Raw genomic sequence first — 18,939 nt, 5'->3', positions numbered from 1 at the left:
TGCTCTATCCACCGGTATCCACCAGGAAAAAAGGGGCATTCCAGTATGGGCGATAGACGCGAAATTCGCATCAGTTCGGACATGAGGCCACCGTCGAGCGAGAAACGGTGCGATCTCATTGTTCTCGTTGACAAATCCGGAGATTCACCATACATTCAGAGCCTACTTTCCTGCTGAACCGATGAAAACTCCAATGGAACTGGCTGCCGCTGTGCACATCTCATCTGAATTCACTGGCAGGGTACGACTTCCCGTTTTTTCCTATCTATTGGAAAAGCTGATTGACTGCCGGCACAATCTGTCAGCGCAGTTGCCTGAATTATCACGCCTGATCGGCATGGACCCCGCCTTGAGCTTCATGGCTCTGCGACTCCAGTGTGCCATGGAACCGGCCGACGCACGGGTGCAGTCCACGGGCATCGAAGCGGCGGTTGACCGGATCGGAATGGCTGGCGTCGATTTCATCATCAGCCAGGCCCTGACCGAAGCCATCGACGACATCCACCGCCAGCGGGGACTGGCGCTTGAATGGTTGTGGCGGAACGCATTGACCACCGCCCTGCTGGCCAAGGATCTGGCCCTGGCCCTGGATTATCAACCGGTGGAGGAGGCCTATGCTGCCGGCCTGCTCCTCGATATCGGCAAGCTGGCCCTGTTTGCCCGGACGCCGGCGGCCTGTGCGCCGATGCTGGCCGATTCAGTACAGGCCCTTACGCTGCTCGAAGCCGAGACCCGGGTTGTCGGGTCGGCCCATGACCGGATCGGCGCCGACCTGATCCGCAAGCATACCCCTTTATGGTTCACTGCGGATGCCGTCGCTTATCACACAGCGGCTGCGGTCGATGTCCACCAGGCCTTCCCCCTGGTTCAAATCGTCTGGGCCGCCAAACGCCTTGCGGCCGAACCGTCTCCAGCACCAGAAAACCTTCAGGCCGCTGCGGATCTGCTGGATCTCGATGCCGGGCAACTGGACCGGCTTGCACGTGCAGCCCAAAAGCAGACTCGGGAAATGCGGGACGAACTCGGAGCGGCGTCTGAGGCACTGCCTGACGACCGGCCCTTCCATGATGACCCGGCTTTCCTGACCCAGCCCCTGCGCATCCGCACGCTGTTATCCGGCGTTTACGGAGAACTGCTCCAAGCCGGCGATCACAACACCATCCTACGAGTATTGCGGCAAAGCTTAAGCGTTTTTTTTGGAATCGAAACCCTGGTAATCTTCAACCATAACGCCGGGAGGAATTGTCTGGCCGAAAGCATGGCCGTGGGAGTCGTTTCTTCGGCAGCCATCGAACAAATGCAAATCCCCTTGTCCGCGGCTGACTGCCTGCCGGTGGTCTGCCATGCCGGCGCGAAAGCAGTGGATTCTTTTTCACAGACCCAACCGGGACTGCTGACGATCATTGATCGGCAGCTCATCAACGTTATGGGAAAAGAGGGTTTTTTGTGCATACCGCTGTTGTCCGGCGGCCCAAGGGCCTGTCTGCTATTGGGAATCGACGACGCCGAATGGCCCTGGATCCAAAAACAGACAACACTGCTCAATGCAATCGTTGACGCCGTGGACAATGCCCTGACCCGATATGAACGTCAGTCCGACCGGTCCAAGGCCCGATCGATGGGCGGCGACGAACGGCCTTCCTCCAGAACCCGGAAAATCGTTCACGAAATCAACAATCCTTTGAGTATCATCAAGAATTACCTCAAAGTCCTGGCCCGGCGCACCGATGAAAAAGAGGCCGTGGCCGATGGAATCCGAATTATCGACGAAGAGATCAACCGGTTGGCCACGCTCGTTCGCTCCCTGACAGCACCACCGGAGGGAATGCCCGGGCAGATGAAAGGCGTTGACGTCAATGCCGAAATCAAGGATATTTTGAATATGCTTCGCAATGGTCTGGCCGGTGAAACAACCCTCCGGTTCGATCAGGACCTGGACCCGCGTCTTCCGGAAATTGACACGGATCGGGACCGTCTGAAACAGGCATTGATCAATCTGCTGAAAAATGCGATGGAGGCCATGCCGGACGGTGGCACCATTACCGTCAAAACGCGAATAATTCGCGGCAGGCCCCACCACAAAGACCGTTCGTCCGAGAAAAGTTGGTTCAAAATCAGCGTCTGCGACGATGGCCCGGGTATTGACGAAGAAATTCAAAATGAACTATTCCAACCCCATGTGACGTCTAAAAACGGTCACGACGGCCTGGGATTGGCCATTGTTCGAGAGGCGATGGCGGATCTCAACGGCTTTTTGCTGTGCGAGAGCGTACCGGGTCGGGGAGCCTGTTTTCACATGGAAATTCCTGAAGCCGGCAATGACGCCTGAAACGCCTGAATACCGGAACCAGTCAACGGAGAGCATTTCATGGAAAACCGTCCGCGAATACTGATCTGCGACGACGAACCGCGGATGACCGCAAGTATAAAGGAGCTGTTGAGCGCATCCGGATATGATGCGTCGAGTACCAACGACCCCCGCCATGCACTGACCCTCATTCATGCCGAATTGCCCGACCTGGTGATACTGGATGTCATGATGCCCGGCATGACCGGCTTTGAGGTGATCGAGGCCGTCGATCGGGAGTGCTGCGATGCCGGTTTCATCATCGTTACCGGCGAGGCCTCTATCGATTCGGCCGTCAAGGCCATCCGCTCGGGTGCCAACGATTACCTGAGGAAACCGTTCGAACCTGAAGAACTGCTCATTCGCGTGGAAAATGCGTTGAACCAGCTTCAGATGAGACGCGATCACACGAACATCCAGGCGGAAAAACGACAACTGGAAAACCAGCTTCGCCAGTCCCAGAAAATGGAGGCCATCGGCACATTGGCCGGAGGCATCGCCCACGACTTCAACAATGTGTTGAGCATTATCCTGGGAAATACGGAACTGGCCCTGGCGACCATTTCCAAAAAGGAGGGGGCCTGCCAGAATCTGGAACGGATTCTCACCGCCAGCTTGCGGGCCCGGGAAATGATTCAGCAGTTGCTCAGCTTCAGCCGCAAGGAAGAATCCGGACGAAAGCCGCTGCATCTCAACCATGTGGTCGGCGAATCGCTCAAACTGATGCGCGCTTCCCTGCCCACCAATATTGCCATCGAAACGGACATCAGTACCGCCGAACTAACGACCGTTGCGGACGCCACCCAGATTCACCAGGTCATGCTCAACCTGTGCACCAATGCGGCCCATGCCATGGCAACCGGCGGCGTGTTGACCATTCGACTGGAACCTGTGCTGATGGACGGCACCGCCGGTATCGAAGGCCTGGCCCCGGGCAGCTATGCCAGGCTGATCATCGCCGACACCGGCCACGGTATCAAAAAAAATATTATCGAACGCATTTTCGATCCCTATTTTACAACCAAGGAAACCGGAAAAGGTACGGGAATGGGGCTGTCTGTGGTTCACGGCATCGTCAAGTCGAGCGGTGGCGCCATCAGGGCCTTCAGCAAACCCGGCCAGTATACGGAGTTTCACATCTACCTACCGGCCGTGGATACGGTCGTCGACGAAGAACCCGCCGACCTCGGACAGCAACTGCCGGGCGGCGGCGAACACATCCTGCTCGTCGACGACGAGGAGATGCTCGTCGACATGATGCAGCAGGTGCTCGAGCAGTTGGGGTACACGGTCAGTGCCTATACGGACAGCAGCACGGCCCTCGACGGCTTTCGCTCGCAGCCCCGGACCTATGACCTGATGATCACGGACATGACCATGCCGGGCATGAACGGCCTCGAACTGACCCGGGCGGTAAAGGCGGTCCGCAAAAATCTTCCCGTAATTCTGTGCACCGGCTTCAACGAGCAGGTCAGTGAGAAAAACGCCCAATCGATGGGAATCCAGTCCCTGGTCATGAAACCGGTGGGCATGCAGCAGTTGGCGGAAACTATCCGCAGCGTGCTGACGCCCGATTCCACCGAACGCCGCAAGAACCCGCGATTTCTGGCTTCTCCGGGAAGCTTCGTCATTTCCAAAGCCAACCCCTATGCCCGCTGCAGCATCGTAGATATCGGCCGGTCCGGGCTGGCCTACTCCCACGAAATGGAATCGACCGCCACCAGTCCTTCCGACCAACTGGCCATTATGACGCCAGACGGCGAAATTCTCCTCAACGACATCCAGTGCCGTATCGTATCCGATATTCCCGCCAAAAGCGGCATCGCCATGGCCGAAGCGGAGCAGCCGGCCCGGCGCAGTGTGTGTTTCGAAAATCTAACCCTGCTCCAGATGGAGCGGCTCGACAACTTTATCCACACCCACGCCACAAGACCGCTGCATTAGCCCAAGCATTTCCAAACTTGTGAACGCTTACGACCAGACGCCGGGGATCGGGGTGTTGCAGTAAGGGCAGCGGCCCGCCGCGATCCGTTGGCGGGCGATGTGGTAGCCCTGCCGCTCCACCAGCATTTTCCTGCAGTTGTGGCAAAAGGTGTGGTTGCCTTCGTGCCCCGGCACATTGCCCAGGTAAACGTAATGGATTCCTTCGGCCATGGCCAGTTCGCGGAACCGGATCAGGGTGTCCACCGGCGTGGGAGCCAGGCGATCCAGCCGATAACGGGGAAAGAACCGTAAAAAATGAAGGGGATGGTCCGGCCCCAGGCCTTCCAGAATCCAGGCGCACATGCGCCGGATCATGTCCGGGTGATCGCCGTAGCCGGGAACCACCAGGTGGGTCATCTCGAAATGTACCTTTTCCCGGTGCAGGGTGAGAAATGTCTCCTGGATCGGTCGCAGGCGCCCCCCGTTGAGCCGCCGATAAATGTCATCGCTGATCGACTTGAGATTCACATTGGCCGCATCGACGACCCGGCACAGGGCGCTGAGCGGCTCCGGGTTGATGTAGCCGTTTGAAATCCAGCAATTGTAAAGGCCCCTGTCCTTGGCGATGCGGGCCGTATCGAACATGTACTCGTAAAAGGTGGTCGGTTCGCTGTAGGTATAGGCGATGCTTTGGCAGCGGCTTTCAACGGCCGCCTGGACCACGGCCTCGGGAAACAGCTCCATGTGGCGGACGTCTTCCGGGCGGCGTTGGGAAATCTCCCAATTCTGGCAATTGAGGCAGCGGAAATTACACCCGGCGGCGGCAATGGAGAAGGCCCGGCTGGCCGGCAGAAAATGGTAGAGCGGTTTTTTCTCGATGGGGTCCACGTTGGCCGAACAGGCATTGCCGTAAGCCAGGCTGAAAAGGGTGCCGTCCAGATTCACCCGACTGCGGCAGACGCTACGGTCGCCGGGCGACAACCGGCAGCGATTGGGGCACAAGGTACACAGCACCGCATCGTTTTCCAACCGTTTGAAATAATAAGCGGATTTGGACCATTTCCACAGGCTGTCGGGGGCGTCGCCTTTAAAAATCGTTCCCCGGATGTCCGTCTCATGGTCGCTTGAACCGAAAAACGGCCATCCCACCCCGCCCACGGCCGTTGTGCAGAAACCGGCGGCGGTGGCCAGTATGAATTGTCTGCGATTAACCGTTTTCATGAATCGTTCCCGCCACCATCGCGCTGACGAACTTCATGGCCGCCAGGCAGAGGCTGGTCCCTAAGATGCCGAAAAAGGGAATCAGTGCCAGACTCACCACCAGAACCCCCATGGCGGCGCCCACCAGATCCGCCGAGAAGCTTCGCGATGCCGCAGCAGTGTCGTCTCCGGACAGGGCCAGGGCCAATGGGAACTGGAAGCCGCAAAAAAAAGAAACCGCCAGGCCAAAAAAATACAAGACCCAGGCAGCACTACCAAGGGATTGTAGCTGCATCAGCACGAAAAACAGAAGCAGCAGCGTGCACAGCATCAGGTCGCCGGCCATCAGGGCCCGGCGCCGCTTAACGGTCAGCCGCCCGCCGATCCAGGCGCCGGGAAACATGCCTGCCAGAAAAACGGTAACCAGAGCGCCGATCCGCAGATAAATATAACCATAAAGGGCCTGAAAAGCAAAAATGGCCAGCATTTCAGCGCCGATGCCGACGCAGCCGGTGGTCAGCAATACCCATTGGGGCCGCGACAATCGCGATGCGTAGAAAAGGGCCGCCGCCGCCAGCAGAAGGGCGAACCAGAGCGGCGACTCCCCGTGGCGCTGAAACCAGCCGAGAAATGCCAGCCGCATCAACCGGGGGGACAGATCCAGGTTCTGTGGGATGCCGGGCTCCACGGCCGCATTGACCCGGCGGATTCGCTGCTCGGTCAGATCGCCGCTGAAATATCGCCGGATGTAGCGGGTATCGATCCCTTTGGTTTCCAGTAGAAGCGGAATATCGGTGCGAACCGGCCGGTCCCGACACAAGAAGAACAGCCGGTGTCCCGGCAAAAGGGTAACATGGACAAAACAGGCTCCGGCCGTGTTGGCCAGCGAGGAAAGCTTGTGCTGCCGAGTGGTCGAAATGTAATCCTCAACCCCCTCGATGGCGAAGCTCAATACACCTCCCGGAACGAGACGGGTTTTGGCCAGTTCGAAAAATTCGGCGGTGAAGAAACGGTTGACTTGATAGGTTTCCGGCTCGGGCAGATTGATCAGGATGGCATCGTATCGAAGGGAGGTCTCGGTCAGATAAGCCCGCCCGTCTTTGGCAATGACGGTCAGGCCGTCCATAACCGGCAGCAGGCCAAAACGGCGCTGCATGCGAGCCGCCAGCGGGTCCAGTTCCACATAATCCACCTGATCGGGACGATACTTGGCGACTTCTTCCAGCATCCCCCCGACCATGGAAACCAACAGCACCCGTTTCGGGTGATCGACCTGGCTTAACGGGAAATGAACGCACTCTTCGGCCAGCGCCGAATCATGGGAGTAAAGGACCGGTGCGCCGTCACTGAAAAAGGAGATCTGTCCGCCCGATTCGACGACCTCCAGACGGCCGTAGCGGCTTTCGGCATATTCGATTCGCCGGCCTTCCCGGAGAGGCAGCAAGCGGTCTTCCCAGACGGCCCCGGCCGCCAGAACGATGAAGGCCAGGATACCGGCGGCCAGCGTTCGACGCGGGTGCGATGACGATAGCTTAACAAGGGATACCAACAGCGGCAGGTGAACGACCAGCAGCACCTGAAAGGGCGTCAACCAGTACACCAGGACAAAAGAGAATAAAGCCGCTCCGGCTACATCGCCGGCATTGTCGGCCAGGTAGACACGATTGCCGGGATAGTCGGGCGTTCGGAGCCGGGCCACCATCATGCTGTATGGCAGGACGAAGCCTACCAGCAGGGCATAGGGCGCGATGGTGACCGCGACGTATCCCAGCGTGGCGGAAAAGCCCACCGACGCACCATGGATAAAAATCAGGTCGCGCAACCAGCGGACGGCAATGATCTGCAAGACGGAAAAGATGGCCAGCAGGCACGAAAGCCGGCCCAGGGTGGCTCCCGACGGCGGCACCATCCGAACCCCCAAACCTTTTGCCGCGGCGGTGCCGATGCCGCCCAACACCAGCCAACAGAAAAAAATCAGGGCAATGACGATTTCATTGCCCTCGAACTGCGCCAGATATTCGCGCACAAACACCAACTGCACCGCCACGGAGGCAATGCCGGTGGCGACGACGACTCGCTCGACGCCGCCGTCACTTCTCTTCTTCAAAATATTGGACCCCATAGACCAGCACCGTCAGGTCCCCTTCCCGCCACTGGTCGGACGGCATCCCGGCCTTCATGCACAGGTGGGAAAGAAAGGATTCCGGCCGGGGCAACTGTTCCCAGACCTGGGGTAAAAAGGTGGCGCTGGCATAGCCTCTTTTGATGATTACGCCGTCAACGCCGGGCTTGAGTTTGGCCAACAGGTCATCGGCATCGGTGTATTCCAGCTCGACCGGTTCGGTCAGAACGCTCACCTCGATCTGCACTGCATCCAGCTCCTTTTTTTTCAATGGCGGGAAGCGGGGATCGTGAAAGGCGGCATTCAGGGCATTATCCCGCACCCCGTCCACCATGGGTGCCGTGGCCGCGAGGCTGCCGATGCAGCCGCGGAGCTGGTTGTCGATCTTCAGGGTAACGAAAGTGCCGCACCGGGTCTGCAGTGCCGGGTCGGCCAACTGCGCATCCAGTTGTCGGACCTCGTCCGGGGGGAAGTTCTCACCGTAATGACCGGCCAGGGTACGGCGGGCCAGTGCCACCAGGGCCGATCCCTTCTCCGGGGACAGCGTTTGAGAAACGTCGCTTGAAGGTTGCATGGGCTCTCCTCCATAAAAGGCTACGGCGCCGTATCCCACGACGGCGTCTTTGTCGCCGGCGGTATCGCCGCTGTTGTTGTAGTGCAAAAGCACCGGCCGCCAGTGTCGGCTGCGGGCCAGGGCCAGCAGCACCCCCACCGGGTAGCGCCCGCAGGTGCGGTTCTTCTGATCGTCAAGCCAGTTTGGGTCCAGGGCGATAATCCGATCCAGCGTCTCTTTATCCCGCTTGACGGCCGCGTCATAGGACAGGTAATGGGACAGGTCGGCGCTGACCACCATCAGCGTGTGTGAATCCTCGACCAGTCCGGCCAGCACCCGGGCCACCCCCTCTGTGTCGCAGGGTCCCAGCACCAGGGGAATCAGTTCGAATTGCGACAGGCGGGTCTGCAGAAAAGGCAGGACCACTTCCAGGCAGTGCTCGCTACGATCCGAAGCCGCCACGCAGTCAAACCATTCCGGGCGCTTGTTGACAATGGGACCGATGTTGCCGATGGGGACCGTACCCAAGGGCGTGCGCCATTGGGAGGCCGCCGTAACCGAGGCATAGTTGAACCCCACCCGGTGGTCGGGCCCCAGCAGCAGGACACGGGTAAAGCCGTCGCGCCGGATGACCCGCGCGGCGTGGGCCGCGGTGATGCCCGAGTACACATAACCGGCATGGGGCATAATCAGGGCCCGGAGGTCGCGGCCGGCATCGCAAACCTCGCTCTTCTGATCGGCCTGGCGGATGAGGGTATCGATCAGACGCGCCAGATCCTCACGGTTTTCTGGATAGAACCGGCCGGCCCAGGCGGGCTCGCGCACCGCCGCTTGGCCGATGCCCGTCGGGCACAATGCATCGTGAAACAGAAAAAAAATCGTCGAGAAGAGTATCAGAAAACGCATGGCGGACACACGGCCATCTCTTTCAGACCGAATCCACTAACAATACTTTGGCCCCGCGGATTTTTCTCTTCTTCAGTTCCATGAGGGCCAGGTTGGCTTCCGTGAGATCGAAGGTCTCCACCTCCGGGATGATGGGAATCCGTTTCGCCAGTTCGAGAAAACGGGAGACGTCCGACCGGGCGACATTGGCGACGCTCTTGATCTCTTTCTCCTGCCAGAGATGGGTCGAATAATCCAGGTTCAGCAACGCCTTCTGATCGGCGGCCTCCTTGCGAATGGCGTTGATGACCAGCCGCCCGCCCGGAGCCAGGTTTCTCAGCCCCTCGACCACCGGTGTCCAGGCCGGAGTGGTGTCGATGATGCAGTCCAGTGGATGCGGGGCACTCTCTTTCGTGTCTCCGGCCCAGACCGCACCCAGGGAGCGTGCAAACTCGCGTTCGCCCGGACTGCGGGCAAAAACATAAACCGCTGCATGGGGAAACTGGTGGCGGACCATCTTGAGCACGAGGTGAGCCGAGGCGCCGAAACCGGTTAGGCCGAGGCGCTGCCCGTCGCGCAGGTTGCAAAGGGACATGGAGCGGTATCCGATGGCACCGGCGCAGAACAACGGAGCTGCCTGGACATCGGAAAAACAATCGGGAATCGGGAAGGCAAAGTCCTCGTGCACCGTCATATACTGGGCATACCCGCCATGGGCATCCCTGCCGGTGGCGGCAAATTCAGGGCAAAGGTTCTCTAAACCCTCCCGGCAGAAACTGCAGCGGCCACAGGCGCGGTTGATCCAGGCCACCCCGACCCGCTGACCGCCGGAAAATCGCCGGGCACCTTCTGCCATGCCGGCCACCCGCCCCACCACCTCATGGCCGGGGACAACGGGGAATTTGGGCGGAGGCGTCTGTCCCTCGATTTCGTCCAATTCGGTGTGGCACACGCCGCAGGCGGTCACGCGAATCAGGATTTCATGTTCACCGGGCCGCGGGACGGGCACCTGCCGGCAGACCAAAGGCGCGTCGGTATGCCTCAGATCATGGACGCGCTCAAGCAGCATGGCGGTCATTCGATCCATAAATACGACTCCCGGGCTGGAGAAAAATCAATTGGGGAAAACTACGGGAATAATACCACAGGGCGGGAAAGAACGCCACCGCTGCCGTTTTAAAAATGCCGGCGGGCGGGCGAATCGAGGCGATCATGCGCAGGTATCAGGAGCGTCTACGGTCCGGATTGACCCGGCGGTCGTTGCGGTAAGAGAGGCTGACCACCACGCCGTCGCGGACACTTTTGCGGCGGTCCTCACGATTGCGGCGTCGTTCGAAGACTCCGTTTTTTCTGGACGCCACCCGGACCACCGGCTTTCGCAGGTCCTGGTTTTTCACCGAAGCGCTGCCGATCATGACGATATCCATGACTGCACCTCCTTACTTAGTTCTATCGGCATTACCGGAAGTTACTTAACCTCAGAAGACAAAAAAGGCTCAAGGTGCACCGTTTTTTGCCGATATCGACATTAAACCGGTTCAAGGAGCAAAAACAATGAACGTCTCTGCCACCCCCGCATCCACCATGGCTATGGCCTCGGCTTCACAGCAGCTACAGACCGTCATGGAAACTCAGATGGCCCTTTTGCGCGAACTGGCCGAAAGCCAGCAGGAAATCGCCCAGATGCTTGCCGCAAATGGTTTGGGCCAGACCATCGATATCCAGGCATAGCCGTTTCCCCATTTTTTACCGGTTCAGGAAAAATTCTAGATCCGAACGTCGGCATTGCCGGGCCCACGCCAGAACATCTTTTGAATAGCGACCCAGACCGGCGATCCGATCAAACAAGGATCGGACCTGCCGCGCATCTGGCAACCATTCGCAATAATACAAGATTTTAGGGCACAACAGGGCGTTGATATGGGGAATCCCTTGCCGGCGGCATACCTGTACCCCTTTGCCGTCGTCTAGAATCACGAAACGGACCGTGCCATTTAAAAAATGGTGCAGGGTGTCGCGCTCTCCCTGGTGAAGCCGCTGCAGGTCCGCCCCCGCCTGGTCGGGAAAGGGACCGGTTGGATCTTCCACGACGACAAACCCCGATGCCTTTCCTGCCAGGGCGCGCAGTCGGCGTTCGCCCGGACGGTCCATGACGGTGACCTCCTCGAAAACCCGCCGGGTCATTTTGATTCGGAACACCTGGCAGCAGGCGTCCATGATCCCGGCCTTGGTCAACAGAATGGCCGAGGATGCATCGATCATGGCAAGGGGGCCGTCCAATTTGACCGCCTCAGAGGAACGACCGGATGAAGGCGCGCACCTTATCGGCGCCCTTGATAATTCCATAGTGGCCCTCGCAGAGAATATCCGCAGCAAGATCCGCCATTTCCTTCAGCGACCGGCGGTAATCTGCGGCGTCGGAGCCGAAGTCGGCGTGCAGGGGGCCGTGCACGTCCTGCCCGAAAAGAACCCGCATCCCGTCCGATTCCACCACATAGACCACGGAGCCCGGCGTGTGCCCCGGCGTATGAATCGCCTCCACCGGCCGATCTCCCAGCCGGATCTGCCGGCCGGTCCCGGAAAGAAGGACATCCGGATTCAACGGTTTCATGGAACGACCGTACCAGTTGGCCGCCGTTCTCCGGCTGTCTCCCGCTTCAAGGGCGGGTGCGTCCAGCTCGTGGACGACGATTTCGCAGCCGTAACGGATTCTCAGGTCCTCGGCGCCGCCGACGTGGTCGAAATGGCAGTGGGTCAGCAGCAGGCAGCGCACCTGATCGGGAGCGACCCCGCAGGCTTCGATGTTGGCGGCCAGAAGGTCACCGTGACCGCCGCATCCGGCATCCACGATGGCAGCCTGGCCGTCGAAACGCATCAGGTAAACGGCCGCATCCTCCGGCGAAGTCAGGCCGGGGCCGCCCACCTGCCAAATCTCACTGGTGATTTCCAAAAGCGTACCACCTTTTCTCATTGATGTTGTGACAAACTCGTAAAGTCGGGTTTCGGACGGTTGCGTAAAAAGCCCGAGATCAAGGCTTGCGGGCCGAGATAGCAAGCGTAAGCGAGCGAACAGCACTTCATCCTCACGGCGAACATTTATGTTCCATCCCGAGGGATGAAGGCGTATTTGGCGTACTCCGTAATGACGAGGGATACGCGTAACGCCGATATCGGGATTTTTACGGAGCCGTCGGCGCTAATCGAACAACGCCCCTACGCTTTCGCCAGTGTGAATGCGCCGGATGGCCTCAGCAAACAGCGGCGCCACGGAGAGGGTGACGAATTTATCCACCCGTTTGTCCTCTGGCAGGTGCACCGTATCGGTCACGGCCACGGATTCGATGGCACTGTCGACCAGGCGGTCGATGGCCGGACCGCACAGCACGCCGTGGGTGGCGCCAGCATAGATGCGCCTTGCACCGGCGGCGGCAAGGGTTGCCACCGATGCGACCAGGGTGCCGCCGGTGGAAATTTCGTCTTCGAAAATGATGGCGTCGCGTCCCTTGACATCGCCCACGACCAACCCCTGCTCCACCTCGGTATCGGCCACACGCCGTTTGTCGATGATGGCCATGGGCAGGTGGATGCGGCTGGCAAACCGGCCGGCCCGTTTGGCGCCGCCGGCATCCGTGGCCACCACGACGGCCTTGTCCAGATCCAGCCGCTCTCGGAAATGATTCACAAAGTAAGGAATGGCCGTGAGGTGGTCCACCGGAATGCTGAAAAATCCGTGCACCGCGTCGGAGTGCAGATCCATGGTCAGCACCCGGTCGGCGCCGGCCGTCTGGATCAGGTCGGCCATGAGCCGGCCGGCAATGGAGATCCGCGGGGCGTCTTTTTTGTCGGAGCGGGCATAGGAATAATAGGGGATTACCGCGGTAATGCGCCGGGCAGAGGCACTTTTAAGGGCGTCCAGGATGATGAACAGCTCTAAGATGGTGTCGCCCACCGGGGCGATGAAGGGCTGGACAACGAATACATCCTTTTCCCGAACGTTCTCCTGAATCTGTACAAACAGGTTGTCATTGGAAAAACGCGACACCTTCAGGCGGCTGAGGCCGATGCCCAGATGACTGCAGATCGCCGAGGCCAGCTTGGGATTGGCGCTGCCGGAGAAGATTTTAAGATCGATGGCCATGAATCGAGTTCTCCTTTGTTGGATGGACCGCAGGATGACCGGATCGGCCGCCGCTGTCAACGCGTTTTGCCAGCACTCGTTTTAACGGGTCCGAGGCCAACCAGATACACCAGGGCCCCACTTTCCGTCAGGCCGAGAAGGTCTGCGGCCTCCCGGTCGTAAATGGCGCCGATGCCGCAGGCACCCCACCCGAGAGCCGTAGCCGCAAGGTAGGCCTGCTGGCCAAGGCTTCCGGCTTCGATCATGGCGTAGCGATAACCGCGGGCCCCCCAAATTTCGTCCAAATATGTCAGGTCGGTCAAAAACAGCAGATGCAGGCCGGCATGTTTGAGCCACATCTGATCCAGACAGGCCGCCGCCATGGCTTCGATGAGCGATCCTGCGATCCTTTGCTCCAATTGGCGCTTTTCCGGATCGAGCAAGTAGAAACCGGGCGGCAAGGGCATGTTCTCTCCCGCCAGAATACCGGCGGTCAGCGCCGACCGGCAGGCTGCCGGCATGCCGGATCGGGACCCCATGCTTTGTGCCATGGTTTCCACAAAGGTCATGAAGTTCTCACGGGAAACGCTTGCGGGAATAAAGTTGCGGCGGGAGCGGCGCCGTCCCAATACCTGCGTGTAGTCTGCTGCTATCGGAAGGGTCGACGAATCCAGATCGATCCTGGCCAACGGATTACCATGGGTCGCCACCATCAGAGAAGAAGCTTCGGCCGACCCGCCGCCTCCGCTTCCGCTTCCGGCCCGATGGATGTTTAGTATCTCCGGATAGGCCACCTCCCGGCCGGACACCTGGGATGCCTGTCGGATGTCGGCGCTCAGCGGTTCCAATTCAATAGAGTTGGCGGTATCCGTGCCTTTGTCGGTGTCGATGTGCAGATGAATGCAGGCCAGGCAAACCTCAAGCTCGGAATCCAGCCCCAGCAGGTTCGCTGTCTGCTCGTCATCGAAATCGAGATGAATGGAAAAGCGTTGGTTCAAGGCGCCAAGGGCCAAACGCAGGTTCTCCAGCAGATGGCCGGCATCCAGCACAACATACCGGTACGCGCGCCCACGGTATTTCCAGGCGCTGCGAAAAAAAATGCCGGTGACATAAAAAGTGGCCGCAACCGCCCGATCCACGCGGGGTATCGCCGGCAACGGTTGCCTGCGAAGTACGGTCAGGGAGAAGGCAAGAGGATCGTAGTAGTACAGCCCCGCATCCAGACCGTCGATCCCGTGGGCGGTAAGGTAGAGTTCAAACGGATACAGGGCTCCGGCCGAGGCCACGCTGCGGTAGTAGAAGGGCTGGCCGGAATGCACCGCACGGGCGGTTACCCCGTGGCTCAATTGCAGGGCCGCGGCGATCTGTTTAAGATCCGGCGCAACATCGGAAGTATGGCTTTCGGACCCGGGGCGGCAGGCCCGGGTGAAATAATCGATCCGCGGCAGATCGAGGTCCCGGGGCAAGGGGACGCGGGGCAGCCCGGGGTAGTTCTTGACCAGGGACGGCTGGTTGGCCCAGTCCAGGGCATGGGGTGAGATTTGGTAGCGCTGGTAGCTGGTTGCCCGGTGGTAGCCGAGGGCCGTTGAAGCTGAGTCGTTCATGGCGATGCCTTCAGCAAATCGGCCAGTGCGCGGTCCACATCCGGAAACCGGAAGGTAAAGCCCTCGTCTATAAGGCGTTGGGGAACGACCCGCTGGCTGGCAAGCAGCATATCGGCCATCTCACCCATCATCACTCGCAGGGCGATGGAAGGCGCCGGCACCAAAGCCGGTCGCCCCAGCACTTTTCCCAGGGCCCTTGCAAACGTCTTTTGCCGAACCACCCCCGGCGCGCAGAAGTTATATACCCCTTGAGAATTCTGGTTCCCGATTAGAAACTGGACTGCGCTCAGCAGATCGGCCGTGTGGATCCAGGAGAACCACTGGCGCCCATTGCCCAAGGGCCCGCCGGCAAAGGATCGAAATGCCGGCACCATCTGGGCCAGCGCACCCCCGCCAGCGCCCAGCACCACGCCGAAACGCATGATGGCAACCCGGACGCCTTTCTTCTCTGCCGCCAGTGCCGCCTTTTCCCAGTCCATGGACAGACGGGCCAGAAAATCGTCTCCCGCCTTTGCCTGTTCGTCGAGGCGTTCTTCTCCCCGGCTGCCATAGTACCCGACGGCGGAGGTGCTGAGGAGGATTTTGTTTTCGCCGGCCATGGCGCTGACCAGATGGCCGGTGGTCTTCAGGCGGCTGTCGACAATCTGGCGCTTGTAGGCGCGGGTCCAGCGCTTGAAGATGGTGCGTCCGGCCAGGTTGACTACTCCATCGGCATCGGCGACCGCCTCCTGCCACTTTCCGGCACGGGTGGTATCCGCGCTGATCCAGGTAAATCCGGCGTGCGGCGTCATCCCGGAAACGGGGGATGTGCCCAGCCCGGTCACCGTATGACCCTGTTCCAGTAAAAAACGGGACAAGGCTCTTCCCACAAACCCCGATGCTCCGGTGACGACAAACTTCATGGCGGCCTCCTCGGTTCATCGACAAACGCTTGGAAGATAATTCAGATTGTACCCTACCCGGCCAGAAAGCGATAGAGGTATCGCTCGACCTCCGGTTTGGGCAGGGCGCCGGCAGCCGTGTCCACCACTTTGCCGTCCCGGAAAAACAACAGCGTCGGCAGGCTCATGACATTATAACGGCTGGCAGTGACCGGGTTCTGGTCCACATTGAGTTTGCCCACTTTCAGCCTGCCCGTGTAGCTTCTGGCCAGCTCGTCTAAAACCGGTGCCATGGCGCCGCAAGGCGCGCACCAGGCGGCCCAGCAGTCCAGCAACACGGGTAAGGGGCTGGCCAGCACCTCATCGGCAAAGGTGCGGTCGGACACTACGACCGGCCGACTGGGGGTCGCGATGGATGGAAACGGGGTCTTGCAACGGCCGCAGCGGGGACCGTCGTTGAGCCGCGTGACGGGAATACGATTCCGGGCACCACACTTGCGGCATTTGATCAATACGCGTGCATCGGTCATTGTCCCTCCTTGTTCGGGATCATGATGGGATCCGGCATGGCGTTCATCCACCCGATCCCTTCCCGTCATCGGCAAACACCTCCCCTTCCCCGGGATAAAGCATCCGCTCGTCTGTTGGGGTGCGGCGGACAACGGCCGGCCATTTTCCCGGCAGGGGTTCAGCGCCTTCCAAAGCGGTTTTCGCCGGATGACGATCATGCATCTGGGGATGGCGACGCACATCGACATCGGGGCAAGGTGCACTGAATTCGATGGGAATGCCATTGGGATCGAAGGCGTAGATGGAGTGAATGAAACCATGATCGATGGTCTCGGACACCCAAAAATCGGCAGCTTCCAGTCGATCTTTGATTTCCCACAGGTCCTGGTCGTCGACAACGCCAACGGAAACATGATCGAAGACGACAGGGCCCTTTACCGGCACCCCGTGGTCTTTTTCGGTAACGGCCTCAGCGCCCGGCCATTCGAAGAACGCAATCATGTCATGCTCGGAAATCTCCAGGAAATAGTGCCGGTAACCCTTGCTGCCCAGCCCGGCCACCAGACGCATCCCCAGAAGGTCCCTCCAGAAGCGGATGGTGGCGTCCATGTCTCCGGTAACCATGGCGAGGTGGTTGATTCCAGTGTAGCGGGGCATTTTCCTACCTCCCGGCATGCATGCACTGTATAGTGCCCATCCAGAAATAGGCAAATTTGGTCGAGATGGAGGCGCACGAAAAATTTAACCACAGGCATATGGTTGATATTCCGAGGATAAAATTTTTCGCGCAACAAAGATATCGGCCAAGGGTAAGATTGGCTTGGCCATTTCTGGACGGGCACAGTTCTTCAGCCACCGGCCCGGCCATCATCGCAGGGACCGTCTTCGTCCAGCGGCCGTGAATGTTCCGCAGTGAAGCTGGCCGTGCAGGCCTGCAAGACCTCTTCGTTTGACAAACAGGCCAGGGCTGCTTTGTAATCCGGCTCCTGGGAGATTTCGGGCACCAACTGCGAGTAGACCACCTTGCCCTTCCCGTCGATTACAAGAACAGCCCGGGCCATCAGACCGGCCAGCGGTCCTTCGGCTATGCGCAGACCGTATGCCTCACCGAAATCGGGACTGCGGAACGTCGATGCGGTGATCACGTGGTCCAGCCCTTCGGCACCGCAAAAACGGCCATGGGCAAAAGGCAGATCGGCCGACACGCATATGACGACGGCATTGTCGAAATTTGCGATCTCGGCGTTGAATTTTCTCACGGACATGGCACAGACCTCTGTATCGATACTCGGGAAAATATTGAGTACAACAGTTTTTCCAGAATAGTCCTTTAACGCAACGTCGGACAAATCTTTGCCGACCAGACGGAAATCCGGCGCCACGGCACCGGGTTGGGGGATTTCGCCGGCCAACGGAACAGGCGTTCCTTTAAAAGCGGTTTCAGCCATGGGGTCCTCCTTGATGGGGTAACAAATTTTCGTATAAAGGCGTGTCTACGGAACCTTGACCCCAATATTGCATAAAAAAGATTGAGAAAAATCGCAACTGCCATGGTTACCTTCCATGAGACGCATCCGGCTATCATTTTTGGAATCACCACCGGTGCATTCCAGGTTGGAGCGAATTTTTCTTTATCTTTTTTCCCCTTCGGGAAAGCCGGAGGCCACCATATCCGGCGTTGCCAAGGGATCGCGGTAGCCAACTACAGCATCACCCTTGGCGCCTTGCCTCTGTCGCCCTCCGGCTTTTGCAACACTGGGGTTGCCCCGCAGTCAATCGTAGTACCGTCACGCTAAACATAATATGGAACATGTCAATAACCATGCCATCTTGAGCCACACATCCACGCATCTGTGGCATCGGTATTGCTTTTTTGCTTTAAATGATTACAACAATGAAAACCAACCAACGAAAGGAGATCCCCACATGACGAAAAAACGCTACCGAATCCAATCCGCCTGCCCCCAGTGCGGGTGCAGTTTCGCCCAGGTCATGTCCAAAGAAGAACTGTTGGAAAAACATGGAGATACACCCAATATAGAATTGGAATGCGGTGAATGCATGCTCAAATTCCAAGCTGATCGAAAAAGCGCCTGCCCCGAGTGGGACGACGAATGCCGCTTGAACGAGAAAAACGGGTGAAGCGACAAACGCGCCTTTACGTTTTTGGGTTGACAGCAGGACGGCGAAGTGGGCAAATACCAATAGACGACAACCCTTTTGTGATGAACCCCGCCAGCAGAAAAGAAAGGCAAATTCAACCATGAGCTACGATTTCAATGCGGACGATGTATTTGAAATGGCCGAACAGATCGAAAGAAACGGTGCCCTTTTTTACCGGCAGGCGGCCAACGACGTTGCCGACCCGGACGCCAAGCAGTTCCTACTGGATCTGGCGGCCATGGAAGACGATCATGAGAAAACCTTTTCGGCCATGAGAAAAAAGCTTTCCGAAACGGAAAAGACCGCGACGGTTTTCGATCCCGCAGGTGAAGCCGCACAATACCTCAAAGCACTGGCGGATACCCGCGTTTTCTTCGAAAAGGAGATCGACACGACGTCCATGCAGGCAATTCTCAAGGCAGCCATTTTGGCTGAAAAGGACTCGATCGTTTTCTATCTGGGGATGAAGGACCTGGTGCCCGGTGAACTGGGCCAGTCTCACTTGGACAACATAATCAAGGAAGAAATGTCGCACATCAATCTTCTCAGCCGGCGTCTGATCGCCACCAAGTAGTCCGCGTATCCGTTTTTCGAATCTACGGCAGTGGCAAGCAGTCGCCTGGATTGGAGGTGG

Annotated in this window: 18 protein-coding genes; 5 read left to right on the top strand and 13 right to left on the bottom strand. The window is 58.8% G+C overall.

Features of this window, described 5'->3' with window-relative positions:
- Window positions 1-181: 181 nt before the first annotated feature.
- Window positions 182-2,329, top strand: coding sequence for an HDOD domain-containing protein (locus GN111_RS24710; protein WP_155306312.1), 2,148 nt, complete (start codon window positions 182-184; stop codon window positions 2,327-2,329).
- A gap of 39 nt (window positions 2,330-2,368) precedes the next feature.
- Window positions 2,369-4,291, top strand: a complete 1,923-nt coding sequence (locus GN111_RS24705) for a response regulator (protein ID WP_155306311.1) — start codon at window positions 2,369-2,371, stop codon at window positions 4,289-4,291.
- A 27-nt stretch (window positions 4,292-4,318) separates the two neighbouring features.
- On the opposite strand, the gene amrS is transcribed toward GN111_RS24705, so the two are convergent.
- The 5 genes from amrS to GN111_RS24680 form a co-directional block, all read right to left on the bottom strand.
- Window positions 4,319-5,491, bottom strand: a complete 1,173-nt coding sequence (gene amrS / locus GN111_RS24700) for an AmmeMemoRadiSam system radical SAM enzyme (RefSeq protein WP_155306310.1) — start codon at window positions 5,489-5,491, stop codon at window positions 4,319-4,321.
- Window positions 5,478-7,592, bottom strand: a complete 2,115-nt coding sequence (locus tag GN111_RS24695; protein WP_155306309.1) for a spermine/spermidine synthase domain-containing protein — start codon at window positions 7,590-7,592, stop codon at window positions 5,478-5,480. The genes amrS and GN111_RS24695 overlap by 14 nt, the downstream gene beginning before the upstream one ends.
- Window positions 7,561-9,051, bottom strand: a complete 1,491-nt coding sequence (gene amrB / locus GN111_RS24690) for an AmmeMemoRadiSam system protein B (RefSeq protein WP_231715812.1) — start codon at window positions 9,049-9,051, stop codon at window positions 7,561-7,563. The genes GN111_RS24695 and amrB overlap by 32 nt, the downstream gene beginning before the upstream one ends.
- Window positions 9,052-9,073: 22 nt before the next feature.
- Window positions 9,074-10,117, bottom strand: a complete 1,044-nt coding sequence (locus GN111_RS24685; protein WP_231715551.1) for a zinc-dependent alcohol dehydrogenase family protein — start codon at window positions 10,115-10,117, stop codon at window positions 9,074-9,076.
- A gap of 136 nt (window positions 10,118-10,253) precedes the next feature.
- On the bottom strand, window positions 10,254-10,457 hold the full coding sequence (locus tag GN111_RS24680; protein ID WP_155306307.1) for a hypothetical protein: 204 nt from the start codon (window positions 10,455-10,457) through the stop codon (window positions 10,254-10,256).
- A 127-nt stretch (window positions 10,458-10,584) separates the two neighbouring features.
- On the opposite strand from GN111_RS24680, the gene GN111_RS24675 reads away from it, so the two are divergent.
- Window positions 10,585-10,761 carry a hypothetical protein gene (locus GN111_RS24675; protein WP_155306306.1) on the top strand — a complete coding sequence of 59 codons (177 nt, stop codon included), beginning with the start codon at window positions 10,585-10,587 and terminating at the stop codon, window positions 10,759-10,761.
- 15 nt (window positions 10,762-10,776) lie between these two features.
- On the opposite strand, the gene GN111_RS24670 is transcribed toward GN111_RS24675, so the two are convergent.
- The 8 genes from GN111_RS24670 to tpx all read right to left on the bottom strand — a co-directional run bounded on the left by GN111_RS24670 (window position 10,777) and on the right by tpx (window position 17,590).
- Window positions 10,777-11,310 carry a PIN domain-containing protein gene (locus tag GN111_RS24670; protein WP_155306305.1) on the bottom strand — a complete coding sequence of 178 codons (534 nt, stop codon included), beginning with the start codon at window positions 11,308-11,310 and terminating at the stop codon, window positions 10,777-10,779.
- Between the two features lie 10 nt (window positions 11,311-11,320).
- Window positions 11,321-11,980 carry an MBL fold metallo-hydrolase gene (locus tag GN111_RS24665; RefSeq protein ID WP_197740420.1) on the bottom strand — a complete coding sequence of 220 codons (660 nt, stop codon included), beginning with the start codon at window positions 11,978-11,980 and terminating at the stop codon, window positions 11,321-11,323.
- Window positions 11,981-12,226: 246 nt separating this feature from the next.
- A complete protein-coding gene (locus tag GN111_RS24660; protein ID WP_155306303.1) occupies window positions 12,227-13,168 on the bottom strand; it encodes a ribose-phosphate diphosphokinase in 942 nt (313 codons plus the stop codon).
- A 56-nt stretch (window positions 13,169-13,224) separates the two neighbouring features.
- Window positions 13,225-14,751: a SagB/ThcOx family dehydrogenase gene (locus GN111_RS24655; protein WP_155306302.1), complete on the bottom strand. Its 1,527-nt coding sequence runs from the start codon at window positions 14,749-14,751 to the stop codon at window positions 13,225-13,227.
- Complete coding sequence (locus GN111_RS24650; protein ID WP_155306301.1) at window positions 14,748-15,653, bottom strand: TIGR01777 family oxidoreductase; 906 nt, start codon at window positions 15,651-15,653, stop codon at window positions 14,748-14,750. The genes GN111_RS24655 and GN111_RS24650 overlap by 4 nt, the downstream gene beginning before the upstream one ends.
- A gap of 53 nt (window positions 15,654-15,706) precedes the next feature.
- On the bottom strand, window positions 15,707-16,162 hold the full coding sequence (trxA, locus tag GN111_RS24645; protein WP_155306300.1) for a thioredoxin: 456 nt from the start codon (window positions 16,160-16,162) through the stop codon (window positions 15,707-15,709).
- 43 nt (window positions 16,163-16,205) lie between these two features.
- On the bottom strand, window positions 16,206-16,799 hold the full coding sequence (locus GN111_RS24640; protein ID WP_155306299.1) for a VOC family protein: 594 nt from the start codon (window positions 16,797-16,799) through the stop codon (window positions 16,206-16,208).
- Window positions 16,800-16,990: 191 nt separating this feature from the next.
- Window positions 16,991-17,590: a thiol peroxidase gene (gene tpx, locus GN111_RS24635; RefSeq protein ID WP_155306298.1), complete on the bottom strand. Its 600-nt coding sequence runs from the start codon at window positions 17,588-17,590 to the stop codon at window positions 16,991-16,993.
- 478 nt (window positions 17,591-18,068) lie between these two features.
- On the opposite strand from tpx, the gene GN111_RS24630 reads away from it, so the two are divergent.
- A complete protein-coding gene (locus GN111_RS24630; RefSeq protein WP_155306297.1) occupies window positions 18,069-18,284 on the top strand; it encodes a hypothetical protein in 216 nt (71 codons plus the stop codon).
- Window positions 18,285-18,405: 121 nt separating this feature from the next.
- Window positions 18,406-18,879: a ferritin-like domain-containing protein gene (locus GN111_RS24625; protein ID WP_155306296.1), complete on the top strand. Its 474-nt coding sequence runs from the start codon at window positions 18,406-18,408 to the stop codon at window positions 18,877-18,879.
- Window positions 18,880-18,939 lie beyond the last annotated feature (60 nt).

This window comes from Desulfosarcina widdelii, from assembly GCF_009688965.1.
Taxonomy (GTDB): Bacteria; Desulfobacterota; Desulfobacteria; order Desulfobacterales; family Desulfosarcinaceae; genus Desulfosarcina; species Desulfosarcina widdelii.
This window is presented reverse-complemented; position numbering and strand designations above follow the sequence as displayed.